The sequence below is a fragment of the Marinobacter sp. genome (genome assembly GCF_041687235.1).
Classification (GTDB): Bacteria; Pseudomonadota; Gammaproteobacteria; order Pseudomonadales; family Oleiphilaceae; genus Marinobacter.
In genome coordinates, this window is the sequence record NZ_JAWLCH010000011.1 from 1 (window position 1) to 24,075 (window position 24,075).

The window sequence follows — 24,075 nt, forward strand, 5'->3', positions numbered from 1 at the left end:
CCATTAACAAACACACTCCCGAACCCCGAAACCGGTCCGACACTTGAACCTGTTCCCCGGATGCCGCCTTCGGCTACATCCAGTCCTCCGTCTCCGGCACCGCCACACGCGGAGATCACACCGAAAGCCACCGTACCGGCGGCCAGCCCGAAAACACGATTGCGGAGTTGCCGTTTCATACCTTTCTTCTCCCTGCCCGGCGTTCCTGGCCGGCGTTTGTTATGGGGCATCGTTAAATCGTCTGCGGGGAATGTCGTCGTCGGATTCAAACAACTCTTCGACCCGGGATTCGCCCGCCAGCCGGGGCTGCGATGGCGCGTAGACACTTCGCCTCAGCATCAGATAACCGCTTTCAAGAGATTCGACCACCCCCTTGCGGAGCAGCTCGTTCAGAACCACCGTGGGAGCGAGATCAGGATTGGTGGCCTGCACCAGAGAGCTGAAGGAATTCGATGCGTGACTGTCCATCATCAGCATGACCGGATCGTGATGCTCATCAAGAAACTCGTTGGAGCTGATCCAGGAACGGATAACCTGCCTGGACGAGGAGGAAAGTATCGTGCTTGCAAGCTCCGTTGGCTCCCAGCGACAAATGATGTTTGGATGCCTCGTAGGACTCATAGCGGTGATTCTCCTTTCGAGTCTTTCCTGGCCGGCTCTTCGAAAAAGAAGATGCTCACGCCCGTGCGGATAGACTCCCCGGCCTCACTGCTGGCCTGTTGACCGGATATGTCGCGGTCATGGGGGCCCAGCCATTTGTCCAGCTGCTCCAGCAGTGCCTGTGACTGGGCGGCGGCGTGCCTGCGCCAGCGTTCCATGACTTCCGGAGGAATGTTGTTGTAGGTCAGGGTTCTCTGGAACAGAGGTGGCTGTCCGGATTCGTCGCTGACCAGATTGTGATCAATGGTCGCTATGAGATCTGATACGTCCTCGCCGAAGATCTGGAGCATTTCCTCGCTGTCGCCAGCGGGAACATAGGCTCTCTGCTTCAGTACCAGCCCACCTGATTCCTGATCTACCGACACCACACCCACCCGAAGCAGTTCATCGAGCACGGCCCGGGGTGGCATATCCCCACTGTAGCGCTTGACCAGCTCGCTGAAACTCAGGGGACCGTCGAATGTCAGCATGGAAGGCTCTCCTTCACTGGTCCGGAAAGCCGCATCGTGGACCCAACCGGACACCACCCGGGACGCCCGGTTGGCGTGGACCGGCGCTCGTGTGCCGGTGTGCCCACCTGCCAGAACTTCCCGCTGCTTTTTCACTTCCTTACGGGTCAGCCCGGTCATCACCGCTGCACGGGAATCCGTGGGCTTGCGACGACCGTCGGCGAAGTCTTCCAGGGCGGCTTCCACGTAGGCACGCTTCACAAGCTCGGAAAACTCTCCGTAGGGGATACCGTTCCTCAACAGCAACCTCGCCAGAGGGCGCAGAATGCGAAACAGCGCTTGATGCAGGGGGTTGGACTTTTTCATGTTTGGGATTGTATTCCCATAGCGACGTGAAAAGCCAGAATGCGGGCCGGCACCTGGCCGACCCGCTCCGACGGTTCATGGATCAATCGTCATCGCTGTCGTCGTCGCTGTCGTCATCAACGTCGACATCATCGGTCAGCTCGTACTGGCCGCCGTCGGTCAGGCGATACTCGATTTCCACTTCATCGCCAACCCGGGCACCGGACAGGCTGTAGCCATTGCGGAGCACCTCAAGGTTCATGATGGTGATGGAATCGGCTCCGATTGCACTCACCCGGGCTTCCAGTTCAAAATCGTCATCGTCGTCATCATCCTCACGCTCAATGCTGAGGGCTTCGAGGAATCCGCCGTCACTGCTGCGCTGACGACCCTCAATTTCGAGATAGTCACCCACCTGCAGGCTCTGGATATCCTGGACACGGCTGCGACGGTCATCGTCATCATCGTCGTCATCAATCAGGGTATTGCTGGTCAACTGAACACGAACGCCACTGACCACCAGGGATTCACCGGACAGATCAATGGACTCGATGCGGCCATCAAGCTCAGCATCGGATTCCCGGCCCTCAATCTCTTCAGCGACAAGTACGCCGTTTCGGAATTCGCCTTCCACTTTCACAAACAGGCCATCGACGAGGCTGCTCTCACGGAGATCGTCGAACTCCGTGCCACCATTAATCTGGACTCTGACCCCATTCACCGAGAACTGACGGCTGGCCGCATCGTAGTCGTAGACGTTTCCGGAAATTTCGACGTCGTCATCATCGTCGAAGAGGTCGTCCTCATCGTCGATTTCCTCAGCCATGATGGTATTGCCGTTGAGGTAGCCTTCCACTTCCACCACGATTCCATTCGCCAGATCATCCAGGGAGAAGTCGTCATCGCCGACCGCACTGGTGTAATTGATCAGGAAACCGTTGATGGTGAAGGTCTCGGCACTTGGGTCCAGATTGGCAACAACGCCCTCAATCTCGACCTCGTTGTCATCATCGAAATCCAGGCCAATGGCCCGGGCACCGACAAAGCTGGCCCGGAAGCCCCCATCCTCCAGGCGCCAGGCACTGACTCTTACCCGGTATCCCTGGGGATTGCCGGCAATGGTCGTCGGTGTGGCACCACGGAAGACGGTTTTGTTATCCAATGAAATGGTCTGCCCCAGCATCGTCAGCGTTCCGGTGCGAGTTACCTCATCCCAGCTCATTCCAGAGATGGGTCCGCGCAGCGTATCGTCGTAACTGACTCTGTCGGCCCGGCCTTCGCCCCGGTCATCCCAGTCTCCCGCAACCTTGAGGATCATGCCTTTTTCCAACTGGTCCTCACGCTCAAGGCCGTCGTCACTGCTGACGCTGCCATTGATTTCGAAACGGGTGCCGTTCACGTAGACACTGCCGAAACCGGTAACCGCACCAACACTGGTTCCGGATGAGGTTCCACTGGTGGAGACCTCTCCGGAGCCACCGCCGCCGCACGCGGCAAGGGTCCCCACCAGGGCGCCCGTCATGGCCAGCTTCACTGCTATTGCTAAGGGTTTGCGATTCATCGTTCTTCTCCAGGCTTGTTATTGCGTCCGCGGGCGACCACGTCGAAACACCCGATCTAAAATTGGGATATTTTTCCCAATCTTGTATTTGGGAATTTAATCCCACTTTTCGAAGCTGTCCAGTTTTTGATCATGAACATTTTGTGAACTTTGTGGAGCGGAAAACGTAAATCTATGACCAGTCAGCCAAAACAGGGTCAAAACCATGCTTGGATTTTTGAAGGGCGATCCGAAGAAAAAACTGCAGAAGGAATACGAGGCGAAGCTCGCCAAGGCACTGGATGCCCAGCGCAATGGCGATCTGAGAACTCACGGTACCCTCATGGAGGAGGCTGAAAAGATCTACGCCGAGATTCAGGCGCTGGAAGAGAAGAAATAAGCGGGGGAGCGTTTACTCCCCCATCAATTGCCGGATGCGGTGATTGAGGCGGGCCACTTCCCGACGCATTTCCTCCACCTCATCGAGCAGTTCCAGAGACATGGCCAGGCCGGGCAGATTCATTTTCAGATCCCTCTGTAATCTCTGGGCCTTGCGCAATCGGCTCAGGGCAGCGACATCGAACTGCCATTGCCGGGCCTCCGGGTAATCCTCGACCGGCGCAATGATCCCGTAGTCCACCAGTTTTATGACAAACTCGGCATGACACTCGCCGCGCTCACAGATTTCACGCAGGGTGAAGGTGCTGCCATCCTGATCGAACACCTCTACCGTCAGAATATGATCTTGTTTGCTCATACCTTACTCCCGCTTACACGTGAAGCTTGCTGCGTGGATTGAAGTTCTTCTCTGCCTCGGCCAGTTGCTCGTAAAGCTTCTCAGCCTCCGGGCTGTGCTTCTCCGGCATGGCGATCTGGAGAACGACGATCTGGTCGCCCGGATGTTTGCCCGGGAAGCCCTTGCCCTTCAGCCTGAGCTTCCTGCCACTGGTGGAGCCCTTGGGTACTTTCACATTCACCTTTGAGCCAACGGTTGGTACCGTTACCGTCGCACCGAGGGCCGCTTCCCAGGGCGCAACCGGCACGGTGACCAGGACATCCCGGCCTTCGACAGTGAACTGTGGATGCGGCGCGAACTCCACCTCAATAAACAGGTCACCCGGTTCACCGCCGCCAATGCCGGGCGAACCCTGCCCTTTCAGGCGAATATGCTGCCCCTCGCGCATGCCAGCGGGGATTTTTACCTTCAGGGTTTTCTGCCGGGGAATCACGCGGCCGTGCTCATCGGCCTCATGAACCGCGAACGAAACCTGCTTTTCGCAGCCGTGAAACGCCTCTTCGAGGAACAATGCAAGCCTGGCGTGCACGTCTTCACCGCGCATTTTCATACTCTGGCGAAAACCGCCACCACCAAATCCGCCACGGCGGCCGCCGCCAAAGATCTCTTCGAAAAAATCGCTGAACTGTCGTGCATCGGCCTCGGTGTAACCACCGCCACCGAAGCCGGACCCGCTCTGCCAGCCCGGGGGTGGCTCAAAGGATCCGTCGGCTTTGGCACCGTATTTACGCAGCTGGTCGTATTCCGCGCGTTTTTCAGGGTCTTTCAGTACTTCGTAGGCTTCACCAAGATCCTTGAACTTGGTGTCGGCATCTTCCTCCTTGCTGACGTCCGGATGGTATTTCCGTGCCAGCTTTCGGTACGCTTTTTTAATCTCCTCGGCGGAGGCAGACTCACTGACACCGAGCACGGCGTAATAGTCTTTGAAGTCCATGGCACTCCTCGTTACTGACCATCAACAATGATCAATTATTGATCTCTGTTACCTATAGTTGACGCTGCCAGCGAAAATACAAGCACCCGGTGATGCCCAATTGCGATAGATCAAACGCGGCGGCGCTTGTGACCGTGCCGACTGTGGTAATTCGTATGGCATCTTGTTCCGGGAAAGGTGAGAATTGCCGGTTTTACTCTTTCAACCGGCCTCAGGGAGTGCTTTTTGAGCAGCGAACCAGCCACACGACTCCGGATTTTCCTGATCGAATTCGCGTTGGCCCTGGGTGGCTTTGCCATCGGTACGGGGGAGTTCGCCATCATGGGCCTGATGCCCAATGTGTCGCAGGATCTCGGTGTTACCGAACCACAGGTGGGACACCTGATCAGCGCCTACGCGTTGGGGGTTGTGGTGGGCGCGCCGCTGCTGGCAGTGATCGGCGCCCGCTTTTTCAGGCGCCAGTTGCTGATCTGGCTGATGGGCTTTTATGCGGTTGGGAATCTGGCGAGCGCTATGGCGGCGGACTATACCGGGGTCATGGTTGCGCGATTTGTGGCCGGCCTCCCTCACGGGGCGTATTTCGGCGTAGCCTGCCTGGTGGCAGCGTCCCTAGTACCGGTCCATCAACGGGCGAAAGCAGTCAGCCGAGTCATGATGGGACTGACTCTGGCGCTACTGCTGGGCAACCCCATGGCGGCCTGGATGGGGCAGTCACTGGACTGGCGCTATGTGTACATGTTCGTGGGGCTCGTTTCCCTTGTCACTCTGACCATGGTGATCTCGGTGCTGCCGGCTGATCCACAGGAACAACGAAAGGGGGCGTTCAGCGAAATCCGGGCGTTCAACCGGGCCGGCATCTGGTTCGCCCTGGCCATCGGCGCCATCGGCTTTTCCGGTATGTTCGCCGTGTTCAGCTACCTGGCGCCCACGCTGCTGGAAGTAACAAAGGTTGAGGAGTACTGGATTCCCCTGGCCCTGGCAGTGTTCGGGCTAGGCGGCTTTACCGGCAATCTGCTCGGTGGCTGGTTGTTCGATCGGTTGGGATTTCGGGCGGTCGGCGTCATTCTGTTGCTGAGCGCCTGTATCCTGCTAGCCTTTCCTTCCACCACCGGCAACCTACCGGTATTGCTGGTTGCCTGTTTCCTGGTAGCCATGATGGGCGCGTTGGGACCGGCACTTCAGACCCACCTGATGGATGTAGCCCATGGCGCCCAGAACCTGGCGGCGGCTTCGCACCATGCCGCCTTCAATGTCGCCAATGCCCTTGGACCCTGGCTGGCGGGTATGGCGATCACCGCCGGTTTCGGCTGGTCATCGACGGGATACGTCGGAGCTACTACGGCAACCCTCGGGCTGCTCATTTTCCTGGCCGCCTGGCGCCATAAGCAAAAAGGCCCCCGCAATGCGGAGGCCAATCAGGTTCCCGTCTCTTAAGCTTACTTGACCTTGGGGTCCAGCTCGCCAGAGGCGTAGCGCTCGAACATGCGCTCAAGGTTAACCGGCTTGATCTTGCTGGCATTGCCGGCACAACCGAAGGCTTCGTAGCGTGCGATGCACACTTCGGTCATGGCCTTCATGGTTTCCTTGAGGAATTTGCGCGGGTCGAACTCGGCCGGGTTTTCGGCGAGGAAACGACGGACGGCGCCAGTGCTGGCCAGGCGCAGGTCGGTGTCGATGTTGACCTTGCGCACGCCGTGCTTGATGCCCTCAACGATTTCTTCAACCGGTACGCCGTAGGTTTCCGGGATCTCACCACCGTATTCGTTGATGATCTTCAGCCACTCCTGGGGTACGGAGCTGGAGCCGTGCATAACCAGATGGGTGTCCGGGATGCGGGCGTGGATGGCTTTGATCTGGTCGATGGCCAGGATGTCACCTGTCGGCGGACGGGTAAACTTGTAGGCGCCGTGGCTGGTGCCGATGGCGATGGCCAGGGCATCAACGTGGGTTTTCTTGACGAAGTCCGCCGCTTCTTCCGGGTCGGTCAGCATCTGGCTATGGTCCAGGGTGCCTTCGGCACCGATGCCGTCTTCTTCACCGGCCTGGCCGGTTTCCAGGGAACCCAGGCAACCCAGCTCGCCTTCTACGGAGACGCCACAGGCGTGGGCCATTTCGACGGTGCGACGGGTAACGTCGACGTTGTATTCGTAGTCGGTGGGGGTTTTACCGTCTTCACCCAGGGAGCCGTCCATCATCACGGAGCTGAAGCCCAGCTGGATGGAGCGCTGGCATACGGAAGGGCTGGTGCCGTGGTCCTGGTGCATGACCACCGGGATATGCGGGAATTCTTCGATGGCCGCCAGGATCAGGTGGCGCAGGAAGGGCGCACCGGCGTATTTGCGAGCACCGGCGGAGGCCTGGACAATCACCGGGGAGTCGGTTTTGTCGGCGGCTTCCATGATGGCGCGCATCTGTTCCAGGTTGTTGACGTTAAAGGCTGGCACACCGTAACCATGCTCGGCGGCGTGATCCAGCATTTGCCGCATCGAAATCAGGGCCATGGGTCGTCTCCTTCATTTAGACTTTGGATGTTTGAATTCTGTTCGTTTCTTGCTTCGGAGTCTGCTGCGGCAGGTGGAGGATCGCTTCCCGGGACACGCTGTGAATACATCCATGTACGCTTGACTGCAGCATCCTTGCTGCAGACAGTCCCGGGAAGCGATCCTCCACCTGCCTTGCGATTCTGGTCTCTCTGCTGACTTCCGCCAGAGCCGCTGTTGTTTGTTTACTCGCCGCGTTCTTCCAATACCGCTACTGCCGGGAGCGTCTTACCTTCTACGAATTCCAGGAACGCGCCACCACCGGTGGAGATATACGAGATTTTGTCAGCAACGCCGTACTTGTCAACGGCGGCCACGGTGTCACCACCGCCGGCGAGGGAGAAGGCGTCGCTTTCGGCGATGGCTTCGGCCAGGGCTTTGGTGCCGTTGCCAAACTGGTCGAATTCGAAAACGCCAACCGGGCCATTCCAGAGGATGGTTTTGGCGTTCTTCAGTACGTCGGCGAACTTGCCGGCGGTTTCCGGACCTACGTCGAGGATCATGTCGTCGTCGCTGACGTCGGCGATGTTCTTGGTGGTTGCGGTGGCGGTTTCTGCGAATTCGCTGGCAACAACCACGTCGACCGGCAGCGGGATTTCAACGCGGCTGGCGATTTCTTTGGCGGTGTCGATCAGGTCGTGCTCGCACAGGGATTTGCCGACCGGGTGACCAGCTGCCGCCAGGAAGGTGTTGGCGATGCCGCCACCGACAATGATGGAGTCGCAAACCTTCTCCAGGGCGTTAAGCACGTCCAGTTTGGTGGAAACCTTGGAGCCGCCAACAATGGCAACCACTGGCTTGGCCGGATTATCCAGGGCTTTGCCCAGGGCGTCCAGCTCAGCCGCCAGCAACGGGCCGGCGCAGGCTTCGGGGGCGAACTTTGCCACGCCGTGGGTAGAAGCCTGGGCGCGGTGGGCGGTGCCGAAGGCGTCCATCACGTAGACGTCGCACAGGGCCGCGTACTTTTTCGCGAGGTCTTCGTTGTCTTTCTTTTCGCCTTTGTTGAAGCGGACGTTCTCGAACAGGACCACTTCGCCATCGGCCACTTCAACGCCATCCAGGTAGTCCTTGATCAGGCGAACTTCCTGGCCCAGCACTTTGGTCAGGTGGTCGGCGACGGGCCTCATGGAGGAGGCTTCGTCGTACACGCCTTCTTCCGGGCGGCCCAGGTGGGACATCAGCATGACTTTGGCGCCGGCGTCTTTGGCGGCCTTGATCGTGGGCAGTGACGCGCGAATGCGGGCGTCGCTGGAGACTTTGCCGTCCTTGACCGGCACGTTCAGGTCTTCACGGATCAGCACTCGCTTGCCGGCGAGGTTGAGGTCGGTCATTTTCTTGATGGCCATAACAATCTTCCCTAGGTCTGCATAAACATGGGGTCAGATGAAAGCGTTCATCTGACCCCGTTTTCTGTTTTTTCCAGCCAGCTTCGGCTGACATCGAGCATCCGGTTCGCGAACCCCCACTCATTATCGAACCAGCACAGCACTTTCACCATGGTGCCGCCGGTTACCCGGGTCTGGCCGCCATCCACCACGCCGGAGTGGGCGTCGTGGTTGAAATCGGAGCTGGCCAACAGTTCGTCGGTATAGCCGAGTATGCTCTTCAATGGGCCGTTGGCGGCCTCTTTTAACAGGTTGTTTACCGCTGCCACGTCAGTGGCTTTAGCCACATTCACCACCATGTCGATGGCGGAGACGTTCATGGTCGGAACCCGCATGGCCACCGAGCTGAACCGGCCTTCCATGTTGGGTAACAGGCGTTCAATACCCTTGGCGAGGCCGGTTTCCACAGGAACGATATTGTGCAGGGCGCTGCGGGTTCGGCGCAGGTCCTGGTGGTGGTAGGCGTCGATGACCGGCTGGTCGTTCATGGCGGCGTGAATCGTCGTGGTACTGCCCTGCTCCACGCCAAATGCTTCATCCAGCACTTTGATGACTGGCACCAGACAATTGGTGGTGCAGGAAGCCGCCGCAACGATCACGTCGTCTGCCGTGAGGTCGGCGTGGTTGACACCATAGACCACGGTTCGATCGACGTCCGACTCGGCCGGCTGCGAAAACAGCAGGCGCGTGGCGCCGGAATCGATGTGCTTCTGGGCCGTCGCGCGGTCAGAGAAGGCGCCGGAGCATTCCAGCACCAGGTCGACATCCAGCAGACGCCAGGGCAGTTCTGACGGATCGGCATGACTCAGCACCCGGATAGCATCGCCATTGACCATGAGATCCTGGCCCGATACCGAAATCTCACCCTGGAACCGGCCATGGGTGGAATCGTATCGGGTCAGGTGGGCGATGGTGTCGATATCCGACAACTCGTTAATGGCGACCACCTGCAGGTGGTCGCGAAAGCCGTTTTCATAGAGCGCGCGCAACACGCACTGGCCGATTCGGCCGTACCCGTTGATGGCGACACGAAAAGGCGCAGAGTCTGTCATCAGGCGTCCAGCAGCTCGGCAGCCACTTCCAGGACGTTGTCGACGGTAAAGCCGAATTCCTTGAACAGCTCGCCTGCAGGTGCAGATTCACCAAAGGTGGTCATGCCGATGATGCGACCGTCCAGGCCAACGTACTTGTACCAGTAGTCGGCAATACCCGCTTCGATGGCGATGCGGTTAGTCACGTCCAGCGGCAGAACCTGCTGCTTGTACTCGGCGCTTTGGGCATCGAACACGTCGGTCGAGGGCATGGAAACCACGCGCACCTTTTTACCCTGTTCGCGCAGTGTTGCGGCGGCATCCTGGGCCAGACCCACTTCAGAGCCGGTGGCGATCAGGATCAGATCCGGTGTGCCTTCGCTGTCGGACAGGATGTAGGCACCCTTGGCCACATCCGCCAGCTGCTGGGCATCACGCGGCTGGGCCGGCAGGCCCTGGCGGGAGAACACCATGGCTGTCGGGCCATCGGTGCGCTCAAGGGCTGCTTTCCAGGCTACGGCAGACTCAACGGTATCAGCCGGGCGCCACATGCTCATGTTGGGCGTGGTGCGAAGGCTGGCCATCTGCTCGATCGGCTGGTGTGTCGGGCCGTCTTCGCCCAGGCCGATGGAATCGTGGGTAAACACGAAGATGGAGCGCTGCTTCATCAGCGCGGCCATGCGCACAGCGTTGCGGCAGTATTCCATGAAGATCAGGAAGGTCGCGCCGTAGGGCACGAAACCACCGTGCAGCGCGATGCCGTTCATGATGGCGGCCATGCCAAACTCACGAACACCGTAGTAGATGTAGTTTCCGCTCGCGTCTTCTTTGGTCAGACCCTTGGTGTCGGACCAGATGGTCAGGTTGGAACCGGCCAGGTCGGCAGAGCCGCCCATCAGTTCCGGCAGCAACGGACCATAGGCGTTCAGGGTATTCTGGGAAGCCTTTCGGGAAGCCACGGTTTCGGCCTTGTCCTGGCATTCCTGGATATAAGTCTGGGCCTTTTCGGCGAAATCGGCAGGCAGGTCGCCGGCCATGCGGCGCTTGAATTCTGCGGCCAGCTCTGGCTCGGCCTTTTCATACGCGGCGAACTTCTGCTCCCACTCGGACTGGGCAGCGGCGCCTTTTTCACGGGCGTTCCAGGCGCTGGCAATGTCGGCCGGAATTTCGAACGGGCCATGCTGCCAGCCCAGTTGCTCCCGGGTCAGGGTGATTTCGTCGTCACCCAGGGGGGCACCGTGACAGCTTTCCTTGCCCTGCTTGTTGGGCGAGCCAAAGCCGATAATGGTCTTGCAGCAAATCAGCGTCGGTTGATCGGTATTGGCGCGGGCCGCTTCGATGGCCGCGCGAATAGCGTCGGCGTCGTGGCCGTCGACGGCCGGAATCACCTGCCAGCCGTAGGACTCGAAACGCTGTGGCGTGTTGTCGGTGAACCAGCCTTCGACCTCGCCATCGATAGAGATGCCATTGTCGTCATAGAAGAACACCAGCTTGCCCAGGCCCAGGGTGCCGGCCAGGGACGCCACTTCGTGGGAGATGCCTTCCATCAGGCAGCCATCGCCCAGGAATGCGTAGGTGTAGTGGTCAATAATGTCGTGACCGGGACGGTTGAACTGCGCCGCCAGGGACTTCTCGGCAATGGCAAAACCCACGGCGTTGGCAATGCCCTGGCCCAGAGGGCCGGTAGTGGTTTCAATGCCCGGGGTATAACCGTACTCGGGATGGCCCGGAGTCTTGGAGTGCAACTGGCGGAAGTTCTTGATGTCGTCGATGGAAACGTCGTAACCGCTCAGATGCAGCAGGGAGTACTGCAGCATGGAACCATGACCGTTGGACAGCACGAAGCGGTCGCGGTTGGCCCACTGAGGGTTGGCCGGGTTGTGGCTCAGGTAATCGTTCCACAGAACCTCGGCGATATCCGCCATACCCATGGGCGCACCCGGGTGGCCGGATTTGGCTTTCTGAACCGCATCCATGCTCAGCGCGCGAATGGCGTTGGCGAGATCTTTACGAGACGGCATTGACGTTTCTCCAGTGTTTTGCAGGAAAAGAATTCGTAGTGATTAAAGGGCGATCAAAATGAGGCGCGTATTTTCGCCGATTAGTGTGTGCCGGGGCAAATCGGCATGTGCCTGTTTGACGATTGTTTGCCTGTGGATTTCCGAAAGGGCCTGATTTCAAAGAATGATAAACCTATATCAAAATTTTTTGATATGCCTATTGATTGACCACCCGAAGCACCCTACACTTCGCTCCCATGACATCCATGAACGCACACGCCGACAACCTGTCCTCTGTGGACGCACTGGCCCCGATCTTCAAAGCAAGCGGGGATCCGTTGCGCCTGGAGATTCTGCGCGTCCTGAGAAGGGACACCTTTGGCGTGTTGGAGCTCAGCCAGCTGTTTGATATGCGCCAGTCCGGCATGAGCCACCATCTGAAAGTGATGAACAGAGCCGGTCTGCTGGAGCCCCAGCGTGAAGGCAATGCGATCTTCTATCGCCGCCCGCTGCACCTGGACAGCGACAAGCCTACCGACCAGACCATTCGCCAGATATTTGAAGCGGTAGACCGGGTGCCACTGCCACCGCATCTGCAGGAACGAATTGAAGCCATCCGCAACCAGCGTGCGGATCAGTCCCAGGCCTTCTTTGCTCGCCACGCGGAGCAATTCCGGGAGCAGCAGGAGCTCATCGCCGCCTTCGATCTTTATGCCGAACCGGTGGCGGAAATGATCCGCAAACGGTCCCGCAAACACCAGTGGCAGGCGGCGCTGGAAATCGGCCCAGGCGAAGGCGCCTTCCTGCCGGTGCTGGCCGAGCTTTGCGGGCATGTGGTCGCCCTGGATAACAGCCGGGATATGCTGGCCAAGGCAACCCGTACCTGTATTGATGAACGGCTGAACAACATCGACCTCATTGAGGGCGTTACCGACACCCTGCTGGCCAGGGGCGATGCGTTTGACCTGGTGGTTGCCAACATGGTTTTGCACCACGTACCCAGCCCGGCCGATATCTTCCTGGATGCGGCGGCACTGATGAACAACGGTGGCTGCTTCGTCATCAGCGACCTGTGCAGTCACGACCAGGACTGGGCAAAAGCAAACTGCGGTGATCTCTGGCTGGGCTTTGAACCGGAAGAGCTCACTACCTGGGCAGCGGACGCTGGCCTGGTTGCCGGAGAACAGCTGTTTATCGGCTTACGGAACGGTTTCCAGATCCAGGTTCGGGAATTCTGGAAACACGGCGGCCAGATTTGACGACCTGGATCGCAATATCAACAAATTTTGATATACGGATACGTAGTTTTACGTATCCTCACACAGATCAACAAACCGGATACCGGAAAGCGCTTTAAGAAAGCCGCTTACCGGACTGAATTTGAATCGCTCACAGAGGAGCATGTGTTATGGCTGACTACAACATCTTCACTTCCGAATCGGTCTCTGAAGGCCATCCGGACAAATTGGCGGACCAGATCTCCGATGCCGTGCTGGATGCCATCCTGACCGACGACCCGCACGCCCGTGTTGCCTGCGAAACCATGGTGAAAACCGGTGTGGCCATCGTTGGTGGTGAAATCACCACCAGCGCGTGGGTAGACCTGGAAGACCTGGTGCGCGGCGTGATCAAAGACATCGGCTACACCTCCTCAAAAGTGGGCTACGACGGGGACACCTGCGGCATCATCAACATCATCGGCAAACAGTCGGTCGATATCGCCCAGGGCGTTGACCGCCAGAAGCCGGAAGACCAGGGTGCCGGGGACCAGGGCCTGATGTTCGGCTATGCCAGCAACGAAACCGACGTGCTGATGCCTGCTCCGATCACCTTCTCCCATCGTCTGGTTCAGCGTCAGGCTGAGGCCCGCAAGAGCGGCCTGCTGCCGTGGCTGCGCCCGGACGCCAAGAGCCAGGTTACCTGCCGCTATGAAAATGGCCGGGTTGCTGGTATCGACGCGGTGGTTCTGTCCACCCAGCACGATGAAGACGTAAGCCAGGAAGACCTGAAAGAAGCGGTGATGGAGCTGATCGTCAAACATGCGCTGCCAGCCGAGCTGCTGCACAAGGATACCCAGTTCCACATCAACCCGACCGGCAAGTTCGTGATCGGTGGCCCGGTGGGCGATTGCGGCCTGACCGGCCGCAAGATCATCGTCGACACCTACGGCGGCATGGCCCGCCACGGGGGCGGCGCTTTCTCCGGTAAGGATCCGTCAAAGGTAGACCGCTCCGCCGCCTACGCCGGCCGCTACGTTGCCAAGAACATCGTCGCCGCCGGGCTGGCTGACAAGTGCGAGATCCAGGTGTCCTACGCCATCGGCGTGGCGCAGCCGACGTCTATCTCCCTGAATACCTTCGGCACCGGCAAGATCAGCGATGACAAGATCATTGAACTGGTCCGCCAGAACTTTGATCTGCGCCCCTACGCGATCACCAACATGCTCGACCTCCTGCATCCGATGTACCGGGCCACTGCAGCCTACGGCCACTTCGGCCGCGATCCCTATGAAATGACGGTCGGTGGCAAGACCTTTACCGCCTTCCCATGGGAGAAGACGGATCGCGCAGCAGCTCTCAAGGATGCCGCTGGTATCTAAACCGATTTCGGGCGTATGTCATCAGGCATACGCCCAAGCCAAACTGACTGACAGGAGAACACCATGAGCACTCCCGCAGAAAAGCTGAACAGCTTTGACGACTACAAAGTTCGCGATATTTCCCTGGCCAGCTGGGGCCGGAAGGAAATCAACATCGCCGAAGGCGAAATGCCGGCCCTGATGAAGCTCCGCGAGAAGTACAAAGCCGAGCAGCCGCTGAAAGGCGCCAACATCATGGGTTGTATCCACATGACCATCCAGACTGCCGTGCTGATCGAAACGCTGGTGGAGCTTGGCGCCAACGTGCGCTGGTCATCGTGCAACATCTTCTCTACCCAGGACCAGGCCGCAGCCGCTATCGCTGCACAGGGTATTCCGGTATTTGCCTGGAAAGGCGAAACCGACGAAGAATACGACTGGTGCCTTGAGCGCACCGTTGGTGCCGACGTGGACGGCTGGGAACCGAACATGATTCTGGATGATGGCGGTGATCTGACTGCCCTGCTCCATGAGAAGTACCCGGAAATCCTGGCCAACTGCCACGGTGTGACCGAGGAGACCACTACTGGCGTGCACCGCCTGCAGGAAATGCTGCGCGAAGGCACCCTGAAGGTTCCTGCCATCAACGTGAACGATGCGGTCACCAAGTCCAAGAACGACAACAAGTACGGTTGTCGTCACAGCCTTAACGACGCCATTAAGCGCGCCACTGACCACCTGCTTTCCGGCAAGAAAGCGTTGGTGATTGGCTACGGCGATGTGGGTAAGGGCTCCGCTGCCTCCCTGCGCCAGGAAGGCATGATCGTAAAGGTCACTGAGGCCGATCCGATCTGTGCCATGCAGGCCTGCATGGACGGATTCGAGGTTGTCTCTCCGTACCTTGACGGCGTAAATACCGGAACCGAGTCCGGCGTTAACCGCGATCTTCTGCAGAACACCGATCTGCTGGTTACCACCACCGGCAACATGAACGTGTGCGACGCGCACATGCTCAAGGCGCTGAAGAGCGGTGCCGTGGTGTGCAACATCGGCCACTTCGACAATGAGATCGATACCGCCTACATGCGCAAGAACTGGGAGTGGGACGAGGTTAAGCCGCAAGTTCACGTTGTGTACCGCGACAAGGCCACCAACGACCATCTGATCCTGCTGTCCGAAGGCCGCCTGGTGAACCTGGGCAACGCTACCGGTCACCCGTCACGGATCATGGATGGCTCTTTTGCCAACCAGGTTCTGGCCCAGATGTACCTGTTCGAGCGCAAGTTCGCCGACCTGCCGGAAGATGCCCGGGAGAAAGGCGTTTATGTTCAGGTTCTGCCCAAGCACCTGGACGAGGAAGTGGCCCGGGCCATGGTGGAAGGCTTTGGTGGTGTGATCACCAAAATGACGCCGGAGCAGGCCAAATACATCGGTGTACCGGTCGAAGGCCCGTACAAGCCAGAAAGCTACAAGTACTGATCGGGTAAACAGATGCAATCCCAGAAACAGTTCAAGCGCCGTTTCAGCTTTGAGTTTTTCCCGCCCAAGACCGACCTGGGCAAGGAAAAGCTGCAGAACGTGCGCAACCAGCTGGCCGAGGTGAATCCGGACTTTTTCTCCGTCACCTTCGGCGCCGGTGGTTCCACCCGGGACCGCACCATTGAAACCGTGCTCAACCTGCATCGCCAGGGCATTTCCACGGCACCTCATCTTTCCTGCGTCGGGGGCACCCGCCAGGAAATCGGGGAGCTGCTGGATCTGTACAGAGAACACGGAATCAACCGGATTGTTGCCCTTCGGGGCGACATGCCCTCCGGTATGGGAGCCGCCGGTGAGCTGCGCTATGCCAACGAGCTGGTGGAGTTTATCCGCGAGCACAGCGGCGACACCTTCAACCTGGAAGTGGCAGCGTACCCTGAGTTTCATCCGCAGGCCCGCAACGCTGAAGAAGATCTGAAGAACTTTGCCCGCAAGGTTCAGGCTGGCGCCAACAGTGCCATTACCCAGTACTTCTTCAACGCAGACAGCTACTTCTACTTTATCGACCGTCTGGAGAAAATGGGGGTCACCATTCCGGTGGTTCCGGGCATCATGCCCATCGTCAATTTCTCCAATCTGGTTCGTTTCTCGGACATGTGCGGCGCGGAAATTCCCCGCTGGATTCGCAAACAGCTCGAAGCCTACGGCGACGACAGCGATTCCATCCGCAAGTTCGGTGAGGAAGTGGTCACCGAAATGTGCGAGAAGCTGTTGAAGGCCGGCGCACCGGGCTTGCATTTCTATACCCTGAACCAGGTAGAGCCCAGTATCAGCATCTGGAAGAACCTGGGCATCAGTGACAGGGAGAAGATTGCTTTCTGATGTAGTTTGCTGGTGTCGGATTACGGCCCGTTGGGCCTAATCCGACCTACAGTACTCCTGGCAACCTGCAATGGTTCTGGGATGGCTTTGTGTCGGATTACGGCCCTTCGGGCGTAATCCGACCTAGGGTTCACTTGGCAATCTCCCGCCTTCGTAGGTTGGATTAGGTCCGAAGGACCGTAATCCAACACCCGCCCTGCGCCACCAACCTCCCCGCCAAGCATTTGATTTCCTGTGTACATCTGCGTAATAGTCTAAAGTGTATGTGATGCAGTTCCATCAACGCTCCCCGGAGATCGCAGTCAACAGCAGTGATTGGTCCGGCTTGCCTTACCGGGCAAATGGAGCCTCTAAAAAAAGAAAAGGAGAATGTATGAGCACGAAATGGCTGAAAACCGTAAGCGCCAGCCTGGCACTCACCGTTGCCGCAGGAACCGTCAGCGCAGAAACCCTGCGCGTCGTCACTGACCCGAGTTTTGTTCCATTTGAAATGATGGATCAGGAAACCGGCGAAATGATCGGTTTCGATATGGAAATCATTGCCGAAGTAGCCAAGCGTGCAGGCTTTGATTACGACCTCAACACCATGGACTTCAATGGCATCATTCCGGCTCTGCAAACCGGTAATGTCGACATTGCCATCGCTGGCATTACCATCACCGAAGAACGCAAGCAGATCGTCGATTTCTCCGATCCCTACTACGATTCCGGTCTGCGGATTCTGGTGCGCAAGGACAACGAGAATGTCGAGGAGATCTCCGATCTCGAAGGCAAGAAAATTGGCACCAAAATCGGTAGCACCAGCTACGACTATCTGATGAAAACCCTGGACGAAGACGACGGTGTAACCCCGTATCCGGGCAGCTCTGACATGTACATGGCGCTGATGTCCCGCTCAGTGGACGCCGTTTTCTATGACGCCCCCAATGTGGGCTACTTCGCCAGCACCAAGGGTGAAGGTAAGGTGAAAACCGTCGGAAAGCTCTACGAGGGCCAGCAGTACGGTATCGCCCTGAAGAAAGGCAGTGAGTGGGTGGATGACGTGAACGAGGCCCTTGCCTCCATCAAAGAAGATGGCACCTACAAGGAAATCTACGAGAAGTGGTTCGGCGAAATGCCGGAAGACAAATAAAACTGAAAACCACAGCCGGGGTGCACAACACCCCGGCTGGTCACTCCCCATTCAACGGAGACACCCACTGTGGAATTCCAGTTTCAGTTTGACTGGCAGGCAGCCATCAACTCCATTCCATACCTGGTTAAAGGTATTCCCTACACTCTTCTGATTTCCTTTGGTGGCCTGGCCATCGGCTTTGTTCTCGGCATCATTTTCGGTCTGCTGAGTATCAATAAAAAATGGTTCTTCCGCTGGCCTGCAACCGCCTACATTGAGGTATTTCGGGGAACGCCGATTCTCGTGCAGGTGCTCTTTATCTTCTATGGCTTGCCGGATCTCGTCGGCGGGCCGATTGATCCGCTGGTTGCCGGTATCGCGGCCATCGCCCTGAACTCCGGGGCCTATATCTCAGAGGTCGTTCGCGGTGGCGTTCAGTCCATCGACAAAGGCCAGACCGAAGCAGGCCTTTCCCTGGGGCTCTCACGCTCCCAGACCTTCTGGTCCATCATCTGGCCGCAGGCGTTCCGCCGCATGATTCCACCGCTGGGCAACCAGGCCATTGTCAGCATCAAGGACACGTCCCTGTTCTCGGTGATTGGCGTGGGTGAACTGGTACGCCAGGGGCAAATCTACATCGCCAACACGTTTACCGCGTTTGAGGTGTACTTTGTGGTCGCCATCCTCTACCTGGCCATCACCCTGTCCCTGTCCATCATTCTCCGCTTTGTCGAGCGGCGTGGACTGGCTTCTGTCTGAAGGAACGTTACCCATGACTCAGATTGTAAAAATGAAGGGCATGAACAAGTACTTCGGAAAACTCCATGTCCTGAAAGATATTGACCTTACCGTTGAACAAGGCGAAGTGGTGGTGATTATCGGCGCCAGTGGCTCCGGCAAATCTACCCTGATCCGATGCGTGAACGGTCTCGAGGAATACGAGTCCGGCACCCTGGAAGTGGACGGCCAGCATCTCGCGCCAAAGAGTGGCAACCCGAAAGCCCTGGCTGAAATCCGCAAGGAAGTCGGGATGGTGTTCCAGCAGTTCAACCTGTTCCCTCACCTCACGGTGAAAAAGAACATTATGCTGGCTCCCCAGAAGGTCAAAGATGCCCCGGAAACCGTTGCCAACGCCACCGCCGAGCGTTTGCTCAACCGGGTGGGCATCGGCAACCAGGCCGACAAGTACCCCAGCCAGCTTTCCGGGGGCCAGCAACAGCGGGTCGCGATCGCCCGGGCCCTGGCCATGGAACCGCGCCTGATGCTGTTCGACGAGCCCACTTCAGCCCTCGATCCGGAAATGATCGGTGAAGTGCTGGATGTGATGCGGGAGCTCGCCAAGGAAGGCATGACTATGATGGTCGTCACCCATGAAATGGGCTTCGCCCGGGAAGTGGCCGACCGCGTGATCTACATTCACGAAGGCCAGATTGTGGAGCAGGGCAAACCCCACGATGTGTTCGACAACCCGCAGAACGAGCGCACCCAGGCGTTTCTTTCGCGGGTCTTGGCGCACTGAAGCCAGGCCAGCCTCGAAAGCCTCCGCAAGCGGAGGCTTTTCGATTGCATGTGACCCGTATTGATACGGTATCTCAGGGAATGTTGTCCAGCTGGGCCTGTAATTGGTGATCCACCCGGCGAACCTCCCTGACCAGATTCACGCCCATGCCAGTCGCCGATGATGAGTTAGTCGGAGAAGCAATAGGTTGAGGCAGGCGTGTGAGTATCACCAATAATCACCGACCCCGTCCCGATCGTCACGCCGCCACATGAAATCGCGCCACCGGTCACCGCCGCCGGCTTGCCATTAATCATGACGGTGGACGAGCCTCCAGCGATGGTGCGCGGATGGGGTGGATGCTTGGGTTTGGAATGGGGTGCCAGCGGGTCACCCACGCGGGCGACTGGCTTGCCGTCGATCAATACGTCGGGGGAACCGGCAATAACCGGCGTGGGAGGGAAACCCTCGTGGTCGGAGCCAAGATCTCCGAGCAGGACTATCGCTTTACTCATCTTGCATCCTTTGCGTTGTGTTGAGCCATCCTGGCTCTGTGAGTGATCTCGCGCAGTTTATACGGAAGCGCGGTCCTCGCCAAATCCTGCGATGCCAGTGTGTGATGCCGTTGGGAGGATCCCGAGGCAGAGCTAAAACTGGATCACATCCTCGTATTGGGCAAACACGGCTACCCGTCGCCCTATAGCAATTGGCGGGTGGCTTCGTACTCACGCCTGATCTTGGCGTGGGAGTCATCTGCCAGAAACTGCGCAATCTTCTTGCCCAGAAAAGGCACATCGCAGCGCACGTTGAGTGTCACCAGATTGGTACAGGTCTCGCCCTGCCCCAGCAGCCTCATCATGCCCTTTATCTTCGCGGGTACACCTTCAATCCGGATCCTGAATTCGCAGTGCCATTCGTTGTCACTTTTACGAAACCAATGCTCTTCCTGACGTACCTGGTTCCATTCCCGATGAAAGCTTGCCAGAATTCCGGGCACCTCTGAGGAGGTGGTTACTTCCCGCTCGATCACAAGCTTGCCGGAGGATTCGTCCCGACTGAGCTCCGCCACCCGGACGTTACGGGAGCCAAGGCGGGCATTCTTTTCAAGGATGTGATCCTCGCTAAAAAACGCACCCAGCACCCTTTCCAGACCCGCCTCGTAGGGATGTTCCAACTCCAGTTCCATCAGCGTCTCCTTAGTGTTTTTTAAGGAATTCTGCTGTGCCGCGGTCTCAGGGACATTGGCCCTTCAGTCAGCATCAGATGGCACAGTGGCCAGCCGTCGCCGTTAACTGTAATATCCGCACAGGTTAACCGCCGACAATACAGAACATGACCGTCTGACGGAGAATTATCATGCGCAATGCTGACCTCGTCGCCCGTGGCCTCAAGACCGTGTGGCACCCCTGCACCCAGATGAAAGACCATGAAGGGGCCGTGCCACTGGTTCCGATCAAGCGGGGCGAGGGTGTCTGGCTGGAAGATTTTGAAGGCAACCGGTTTATTGACGCCGTCAGTTCCTGGTGGGTCAACCTGTTCGGCCACGCCAACCCCCGAATCAACGCTGCCATACAGGACCAGATCGGCCAGCTGGAACATGTCATTCTGGCCGGTTTTACCCATGAACCTGTGGTCAACCTGTCCGAGCGCCTCATCGAAGTGACTCCGCCGGGCCTGAACAAGGTTTTCTACGCCGACAACGGCTCGTCTGCCATAGAAGCTGCCCTGAAGATGAGCTTCCACTACTGGAAGAATCACGGCAAACCGGGCAAGAAGAACTTCGTCAACCTGAGCAACAGCTACCACGGTGAAACCCTGGGCGCCCTCGCACTCGGCGATGTCTCACTGTACAAGGACACCTACCAGCCCTTGCTGATGGAGGTTCTGACAGCACCCTCACCGGATGCCTTCAACAAGGAGCCGGACGAAACCGACGAGGGCTACGCCCTGCGCCAGTTTGAAGCCATGGAAAAGCTGCTGGCCGACAAGCATGAAGAAATCTGCGCCGTGGTGGTAGAGCCACTGATCCAGTGCGCCGGCGGCATGCGAATGCACCACCCCGTTTACCACACCAAATTGCGGGAAGCCTGTGACCGCTACGGCGTGCACCTGATTGCCGATGAGATCGCCGTTGGTTTTGGCCGCACCGGCACCCTGTTTGCCTGTGAGCAGTCAGGCATTACCCCGGATTTCATGTGCCTGTCGAAAGGGCTCACCGCCGGCTACCTGCCGTTGTCGGTGGTGCTGACCACCGATGATGTCTACAACGCCTTCTATGACGACTACGAAACCCTCAAGGCCTTCCTGCACAGCCACAGCTACACCGGCAACCCCATTGGCTGCGCCGTGGCACTGGCGACCCTGGACATCTTCCGGGATGATAACGTCATCGAGAGCAACCGCAGACTTTCCGCCTGCATGTCAGAATCCGTTGCACACCTTGCGGACCACCCCAATGTCGGGGACATCCGCCAGCACGGCATGACCCTCGCGGTAGAAATGGTGAAAGACAAGGCGTCGAAAACGCCCTTCCCCTGGCAGGAGCGACGCGGCATCCGGGTTTATCAGCACGCATTAACCCGGCAGGCCTTGCTTCGCCCCCTGGGTAATGTGGTTTACTTCATGCCGCCTTACGTGATCACCGAAGAACAGATCCGCCACCTCGCCCAGGTTGCAACGGAAGGCATAGAAATCGCGGTTCGTGACTGACAACCGCCAGGAACCTGAGAGATAGGCCCATGCGCATACCCCGCATCTACACCGATTCCGCCCTCAGCGAGGGCGGCACCGCAGAACTTGATGACAACGCCGCGCAACACGTCGGCCGGGTATTGCGCATGCAGCCGGGGCAGGAACTGCTGCTTTTCAACGGCAATGGCAACGACTACCCCGCCACCATTACCAGCGCCAGCAAGAAGAACGTGGAAGTCCAGGTGGGCACTCCGCAGGCCAACACCACCGAATCCCCGCTGGAAATCGTCCTCGGCCAGACCCTCTCCAAGGGTGACCGGATGGACTACGCCGTGCAGAAAGCGGTGGAAATGGGCGTCACCCGTATCGTGCCGCTGACCACCGAGCGCTGCGACGTAAAACTCAAGGGCGACCGGGAAGACAAGCGCCTGCGCCACTGGCAATCCGTCGCCATCAGCGCCGCCGAACAATGCGGCCGCGCCCGGCTACCCGAGATTCTGCCGGTGATGACCGTGTCAGAATGGCTGGAACACACCCGGGATTGCGACGTCCGCCTGGTATTGCATCACCGCACCGAACGCGCCCTCAAATCCATCATTCCGCCGGAACGTGTGGCCCTCATGATTGGCCCCGAAGGCGGCCTCTCCCCGGATGAGATCGCCCAGGCCGAGCAAGAAGGCTTCCTCCCGGTCGCCCTCGGCCCACGGGTTTTACGGACTGAAACCGCCCCTGTGGCGGCCATGGCGCTGTGTCAGTGGCTGTGGGGTGACATCGGCGGCTGACCGCTACCAACCGTACCGCCGTCTCATGTCGGCACCCAAGTCATTGACATCAAGGGGTGCCAACAACATTATCCCTGTCGATTCCTAAAGCAAAAAAACGTTCATACGCGAGTAACGGGATGACAAGCCTGCTAAGCACCCACGAATTCTGGCAATACCTCAGTATCCCGGTGATTGCCGCCCTGATTGGCTGGACCACCAACTGGCTCGCCATCAAAATGACCTTCTATCCTCTGGAGTTCATCGGCAAACCGCCGCTGCTGGGCTGGCAAGGCATCATTCCGTCAAAAGCCCGAAAAATGGCCGCCATCAGCGTTGACGCCACCATTTCAAAAATCGGCACCGTTCGGGAAATATTCCAGCAGATCGACCCTAAAGTACTCGCCACCCACATCGTCCATTCCGTCGAACCCCGTATCGAAGAATACGTGGACGAGATGATGCTCAAGGAATACCCCACCTTCTGGGAAAATCTGCCTGCCTCGGCACGAAAAATGGTCTACGACCGCGTCCGTAAGTCCACGCCTCAGCTGGTGGACAACCTGGTGGAGGATGTTTCCGACAACATCGAAGACCTGCTGGACATCAAGGGCATGGTGATCGAGCGTCTGGCCAGCGACAAGGAGCTGCTGAACCGGATCTTTATTGAATGTGGCGAGGTGGAATTCCGCTTCATCATCAACTCGGGGCTCTATTTCGGTTTCCTGTTTGGCCTGATCCAGATGGCGGTCTGGTATGTCTACCCGAGCTGGTGGGTGCTTCCCTTCTTCGGCCTTCTGGTGGGTTGGGCCACCAACTGGATTGCCCTGAACGTGATTTTCCGGCCGCTGCACGCGAAAAAAGTCGGTCCCTTCCGGATTCAGGGCCTGTTCCTGAAACGCCAGCCGGCCGTGGCGGAATCGTTCTGCCACATCGTGACCCATGAGATCCTCACCGTTGGCAACATCATCAACGCCATTCTCGACGGTCCCAAAGGCGACCGGGCCCGAAACATGGTCAAGAAGCACATCAAGCCACTGGTGGACGAAACCGCCGGCATGGGAAAGGCGCTGACACAGATGGCCTTTGGCCCCACGGGATTTGCCACTCTCAAGAACAAGGTGGGCGAGAAAGCCATCGAAATATCACAGACTTCGTTCAACAACCCGGTGTTCGAGACGGATCGGGCCCGGGCTGTGGAATCGATCATGGTAGAGCGAATGATTGCCCTGTCTTCGGAAGAATTCCAGGACCTGCTCCGGCCCTGTTTCCAGGAAGACGAGATCAAACTGATCCTGGTGGGCGCGTTCCTCGGTTTTGGTGCCGGTATCTGCCAACTGGTCTTCGTGTTCGGGGAGTCGTTCCTGTAAATTCCTGCCTTGATTCACGGGC

At 58.3% G+C, this 24,075-nt stretch carries 23 protein-coding genes; 12 read left to right on the forward strand and 11 right to left on the reverse strand.

The features are described from left to right. Nucleotides 1-219 precede the first annotated feature (219 nt). From ACESMK_RS14580 to ACESMK_RS14590, 3 genes are all read right to left on the reverse strand, one after another. Nucleotides 220-621 (reverse strand): hypothetical protein, encoded by a 402-nt coding sequence (locus ACESMK_RS14580; RefSeq protein ID WP_373000208.1) that lies wholly within the window; start codon nt 619-621, stop codon nt 220-222. Then, nucleotides 618-1,475, reverse strand: a complete 858-nt coding sequence (locus ACESMK_RS14585) for a DUF6502 family protein (RefSeq protein WP_373000211.1) — start codon at nt 1,473-1,475, stop codon at nt 618-620. The genes ACESMK_RS14580 and ACESMK_RS14585 overlap by 4 nt, the downstream gene beginning before the upstream one ends. Before the next feature lie 82 nt (nt 1,476-1,557). Continuing rightward, a complete protein-coding gene (locus tag ACESMK_RS14590) occupies nt 1,558-3,015 on the reverse strand; it encodes a DUF5666 domain-containing protein (RefSeq protein WP_373000214.1) in 1,458 nt (485 codons plus the stop codon). Between the two features lie 205 nt (nt 3,016-3,220). On the opposite strand from ACESMK_RS14590, the gene ACESMK_RS14595 reads away from it, so the two are divergent. After that, nucleotides 3,221-3,394, forward strand: coding sequence for a DUF6435 family protein (locus ACESMK_RS14595; RefSeq protein ID WP_104321698.1), 174 nt, complete (start codon nt 3,221-3,223; stop codon nt 3,392-3,394). A 12-nt stretch (nt 3,395-3,406) separates the two neighbouring features. Here the strand turns inward: ACESMK_RS14595 and ACESMK_RS14600 are convergent, their stop codons facing one another. Further along, nucleotides 3,407-3,751: a chaperone modulator CbpM gene (locus tag ACESMK_RS14600; RefSeq protein ID WP_373000217.1), complete on the reverse strand. Its 345-nt coding sequence runs from the start codon at nt 3,749-3,751 to the stop codon at nt 3,407-3,409. Nucleotides 3,752-3,764: 13 nt separating this feature from the next. Continuing rightward, a complete protein-coding gene (locus ACESMK_RS14605) occupies nt 3,765-4,724 on the reverse strand; it encodes a DnaJ C-terminal domain-containing protein (protein WP_373000220.1) in 960 nt (319 codons plus the stop codon). Between the two features lie 225 nt (nt 4,725-4,949). Here ACESMK_RS14605 and ACESMK_RS14610 point away from each other — a divergent pair, with 225 nt between their 5' ends. Beyond that, nucleotides 4,950-6,158: an MFS transporter gene (locus ACESMK_RS14610; protein WP_373000223.1), complete on the forward strand. Its 1,209-nt coding sequence runs from the start codon at nt 4,950-4,952 to the stop codon at nt 6,156-6,158. A 2-nt stretch (nt 6,159-6,160) separates the two neighbouring features. Here the strand turns inward: ACESMK_RS14610 and fba are convergent, their stop codons facing one another. The 4 genes from fba to tkt form a co-directional block, all read right to left on the reverse strand. Beyond that, a complete protein-coding gene (gene fba, locus ACESMK_RS14615; RefSeq protein WP_048496096.1) occupies nt 6,161-7,225 on the reverse strand; it encodes a class II fructose-bisphosphate aldolase in 1,065 nt (354 codons plus the stop codon). Nucleotides 7,226-7,449: 224 nt separating this feature from the next. Further along, nucleotides 7,450-8,610: a phosphoglycerate kinase gene (locus ACESMK_RS14620; protein WP_373000226.1), complete on the reverse strand. Its 1,161-nt coding sequence runs from the start codon at nt 8,608-8,610 to the stop codon at nt 7,450-7,452. A 47-nt stretch (nt 8,611-8,657) separates the two neighbouring features. After that, the gene (gene gap / locus ACESMK_RS14625) at nt 8,658-9,701 is read right to left on the reverse strand and encodes a type I glyceraldehyde-3-phosphate dehydrogenase (protein WP_373000229.1); all 1,044 of its coding nucleotides are present in this window, start codon (nt 9,699-9,701) and stop codon (nt 8,658-8,660) included. Beyond that, the gene (tkt, locus tag ACESMK_RS14630; RefSeq protein ID WP_373000231.1) at nt 9,701-11,701 is read right to left on the reverse strand and encodes a transketolase; all 2,001 of its coding nucleotides are present in this window, start codon (nt 11,699-11,701) and stop codon (nt 9,701-9,703) included. Before tkt ends, gap begins: the two co-directional genes overlap by 1 nt. Nucleotides 11,702-11,937: 236 nt before the next feature. On the opposite strand from tkt, the gene ACESMK_RS14635 reads away from it, so the two are divergent. The 7 genes from ACESMK_RS14635 to ACESMK_RS14665 all read left to right on the forward strand — a co-directional run bounded on the left by ACESMK_RS14635 (nt 11,938) and on the right by ACESMK_RS14665 (nt 19,252). Continuing rightward, on the forward strand, nt 11,938-12,939 hold the full coding sequence (locus tag ACESMK_RS14635; protein ID WP_373000234.1) for an ArsR/SmtB family transcription factor: 1,002 nt from the start codon (nt 11,938-11,940) through the stop codon (nt 12,937-12,939). A 149-nt stretch (nt 12,940-13,088) separates the two neighbouring features. Next, the gene (gene metK / locus ACESMK_RS14640) at nt 13,089-14,279 is read left to right on the forward strand and encodes a methionine adenosyltransferase (RefSeq protein ID WP_373000236.1); all 1,191 of its coding nucleotides are present in this window, start codon (nt 13,089-13,091) and stop codon (nt 14,277-14,279) included. Between the two features lie 63 nt (nt 14,280-14,342). Beyond that, a complete protein-coding gene (gene ahcY, locus ACESMK_RS14645; protein WP_373000239.1) occupies nt 14,343-15,737 on the forward strand; it encodes an adenosylhomocysteinase in 1,395 nt (464 codons plus the stop codon). Between the two features lie 12 nt (nt 15,738-15,749). Next, nucleotides 15,750-16,619: a methylenetetrahydrofolate reductase [NAD(P)H] gene (metF, locus tag ACESMK_RS14650; protein ID WP_373000242.1), complete on the forward strand. Its 870-nt coding sequence runs from the start codon at nt 15,750-15,752 to the stop codon at nt 16,617-16,619. A 373-nt stretch (nt 16,620-16,992) separates the two neighbouring features. Further along, the gene (locus tag ACESMK_RS14655) at nt 16,993-17,751 is read left to right on the forward strand and encodes a transporter substrate-binding domain-containing protein (protein WP_373000246.1); all 759 of its coding nucleotides are present in this window, start codon (nt 16,993-16,995) and stop codon (nt 17,749-17,751) included. 69 nt (nt 17,752-17,820) lie between these two features. Next, nucleotides 17,821-18,492 carry an amino acid ABC transporter permease gene (locus ACESMK_RS14660; protein ID WP_373000249.1) on the forward strand — a complete coding sequence of 224 codons (672 nt, stop codon included), beginning with the start codon at nt 17,821-17,823 and terminating at the stop codon, nt 18,490-18,492. A gap of 13 nt (nt 18,493-18,505) precedes the next feature. After that, on the forward strand, nt 18,506-19,252 hold the full coding sequence (locus ACESMK_RS14665; protein ID WP_373000252.1) for an amino acid ABC transporter ATP-binding protein: 747 nt from the start codon (nt 18,506-18,508) through the stop codon (nt 19,250-19,252). A 167-nt stretch (nt 19,253-19,419) separates the two neighbouring features. Here the strand turns inward: ACESMK_RS14665 and ACESMK_RS14670 are convergent, their stop codons facing one another. Further along, the gene (locus ACESMK_RS14670) at nt 19,420-19,746 is read right to left on the reverse strand and encodes a type VI secretion system PAAR protein (protein WP_373000255.1); all 327 of its coding nucleotides are present in this window, start codon (nt 19,744-19,746) and stop codon (nt 19,420-19,422) included. Between the two features lie 182 nt (nt 19,747-19,928). Then, the gene (locus tag ACESMK_RS14675; protein WP_373000258.1) at nt 19,929-20,417 is read right to left on the reverse strand and encodes a DUF2505 domain-containing protein; all 489 of its coding nucleotides are present in this window, start codon (nt 20,415-20,417) and stop codon (nt 19,929-19,931) included. Between the two features lie 170 nt (nt 20,418-20,587). Here ACESMK_RS14675 and ACESMK_RS14680 point away from each other — a divergent pair, with 170 nt between their 5' ends. The 3 genes from ACESMK_RS14680 (at nt 20,588) to ACESMK_RS14690 (ending at nt 24,053) form a co-directional block, all read left to right on the forward strand. After that, entirely contained in the window at nt 20,588-21,940 is a 1,353-nt protein-coding gene (locus ACESMK_RS14680) for an adenosylmethionine--8-amino-7-oxononanoate transaminase (protein ID WP_373000260.1), read from the forward strand. Nucleotides 21,941-21,969: 29 nt separating this feature from the next. Beyond that, nucleotides 21,970-22,704 carry a 16S rRNA (uracil(1498)-N(3))-methyltransferase gene (locus ACESMK_RS14685; protein ID WP_373000263.1) on the forward strand — a complete coding sequence of 245 codons (735 nt, stop codon included), beginning with the start codon at nt 21,970-21,972 and terminating at the stop codon, nt 22,702-22,704. Between the two features lie 119 nt (nt 22,705-22,823). After that, on the forward strand, nt 22,824-24,053 hold the full coding sequence (locus ACESMK_RS14690) for a DUF445 domain-containing protein (RefSeq protein WP_373000266.1): 1,230 nt from the start codon (nt 22,824-22,826) through the stop codon (nt 24,051-24,053). Nucleotides 24,054-24,075: the final 22 nt, after the last annotated feature.

What these genes read in the sequence shown, in the direction of transcription:
- tkt (WP_373000231.1), bottom strand. Translation starts at nt 11,701, where the DNA reads ATGCCGTCTCGTAAAGATCTCGCCAACGCCATTCGCGCGCTGAGCATG.
- ACESMK_RS14685 (WP_373000263.1), top strand. Translation starts at nt 21,970, where the DNA reads ATGCGCATACCCCGCATCTACACCGATTCCGCCCTCAGCGAGGGCGGC.
- ahcY (WP_373000239.1), top strand. Translation starts at nt 14,343, where the DNA reads ATGAGCACTCCCGCAGAAAAGCTGAACAGCTTTGACGACTACAAAGTT.
- ACESMK_RS14675 (WP_373000258.1), bottom strand. Translation starts at nt 20,417, where the DNA reads ATGGAACTGGAGTTGGAACATCCCTACGAGGCGGGTCTGGAAAGGGTG.
- metF (WP_373000242.1), top strand. Translation starts at nt 15,750, where the DNA reads ATGCAATCCCAGAAACAGTTCAAGCGCCGTTTCAGCTTTGAGTTTTTC.
- ACESMK_RS14580 (WP_373000208.1), bottom strand. Translation starts at nt 621, where the DNA reads ATGAGTCCTACGAGGCATCCAAACATCATTTGTCGCTGGGAGCCAACG.
- ACESMK_RS14620 (WP_373000226.1), bottom strand. Translation starts at nt 8,610, where the DNA reads ATGGCCATCAAGAAAATGACCGACCTCAACCTCGCCGGCAAGCGAGTG.
- ACESMK_RS14670 (WP_373000255.1), bottom strand. Translation starts at nt 19,746, where the DNA reads ATGAGTAAAGCGATAGTCCTGCTCGGAGATCTTGGCTCCGACCACGAG.
- ACESMK_RS14680 (WP_373000260.1), top strand. Translation starts at nt 20,588, where the DNA reads ATGCGCAATGCTGACCTCGTCGCCCGTGGCCTCAAGACCGTGTGGCAC.
- ACESMK_RS14590 (WP_373000214.1), bottom strand. Translation starts at nt 3,015, where the DNA reads ATGAATCGCAAACCCTTAGCAATAGCAGTGAAGCTGGCCATGACGGGC.
- ACESMK_RS14585 (WP_373000211.1), bottom strand. Translation starts at nt 1,475, where the DNA reads ATGAAAAAGTCCAACCCCCTGCATCAAGCGCTGTTTCGCATTCTGCGC.
- ACESMK_RS14605 (WP_373000220.1), bottom strand. Translation starts at nt 4,724, where the DNA reads ATGGACTTCAAAGACTATTACGCCGTGCTCGGTGTCAGTGAGTCTGCC.
- ACESMK_RS14595 (WP_104321698.1), top strand. Translation starts at nt 3,221, where the DNA reads ATGCTTGGATTTTTGAAGGGCGATCCGAAGAAAAAACTGCAGAAGGAA.
- fba (WP_048496096.1), bottom strand. Translation starts at nt 7,225, where the DNA reads ATGGCCCTGATTTCGATGCGGCAAATGCTGGATCACGCCGCCGAGCAT.
- ACESMK_RS14600 (WP_373000217.1), bottom strand. Translation starts at nt 3,751, where the DNA reads ATGAGCAAACAAGATCATATTCTGACGGTAGAGGTGTTCGATCAGGAT.
- gap (WP_373000229.1), bottom strand. Translation starts at nt 9,701, where the DNA reads ATGACAGACTCTGCGCCTTTTCGTGTCGCCATCAACGGGTACGGCCGA.
- ACESMK_RS14690 (WP_373000266.1), top strand. Translation starts at nt 22,824, where the DNA reads ATGACAAGCCTGCTAAGCACCCACGAATTCTGGCAATACCTCAGTATC.
- ACESMK_RS14635 (WP_373000234.1), top strand. Translation starts at nt 11,938, where the DNA reads ATGACATCCATGAACGCACACGCCGACAACCTGTCCTCTGTGGACGCA.
- ACESMK_RS14655 (WP_373000246.1), top strand. Translation starts at nt 16,993, where the DNA reads ATGAGCACGAAATGGCTGAAAACCGTAAGCGCCAGCCTGGCACTCACC.
- metK (WP_373000236.1), top strand. Translation starts at nt 13,089, where the DNA reads ATGGCTGACTACAACATCTTCACTTCCGAATCGGTCTCTGAAGGCCAT.
- ACESMK_RS14665 (WP_373000252.1), top strand. Translation starts at nt 18,506, where the DNA reads ATGACTCAGATTGTAAAAATGAAGGGCATGAACAAGTACTTCGGAAAA.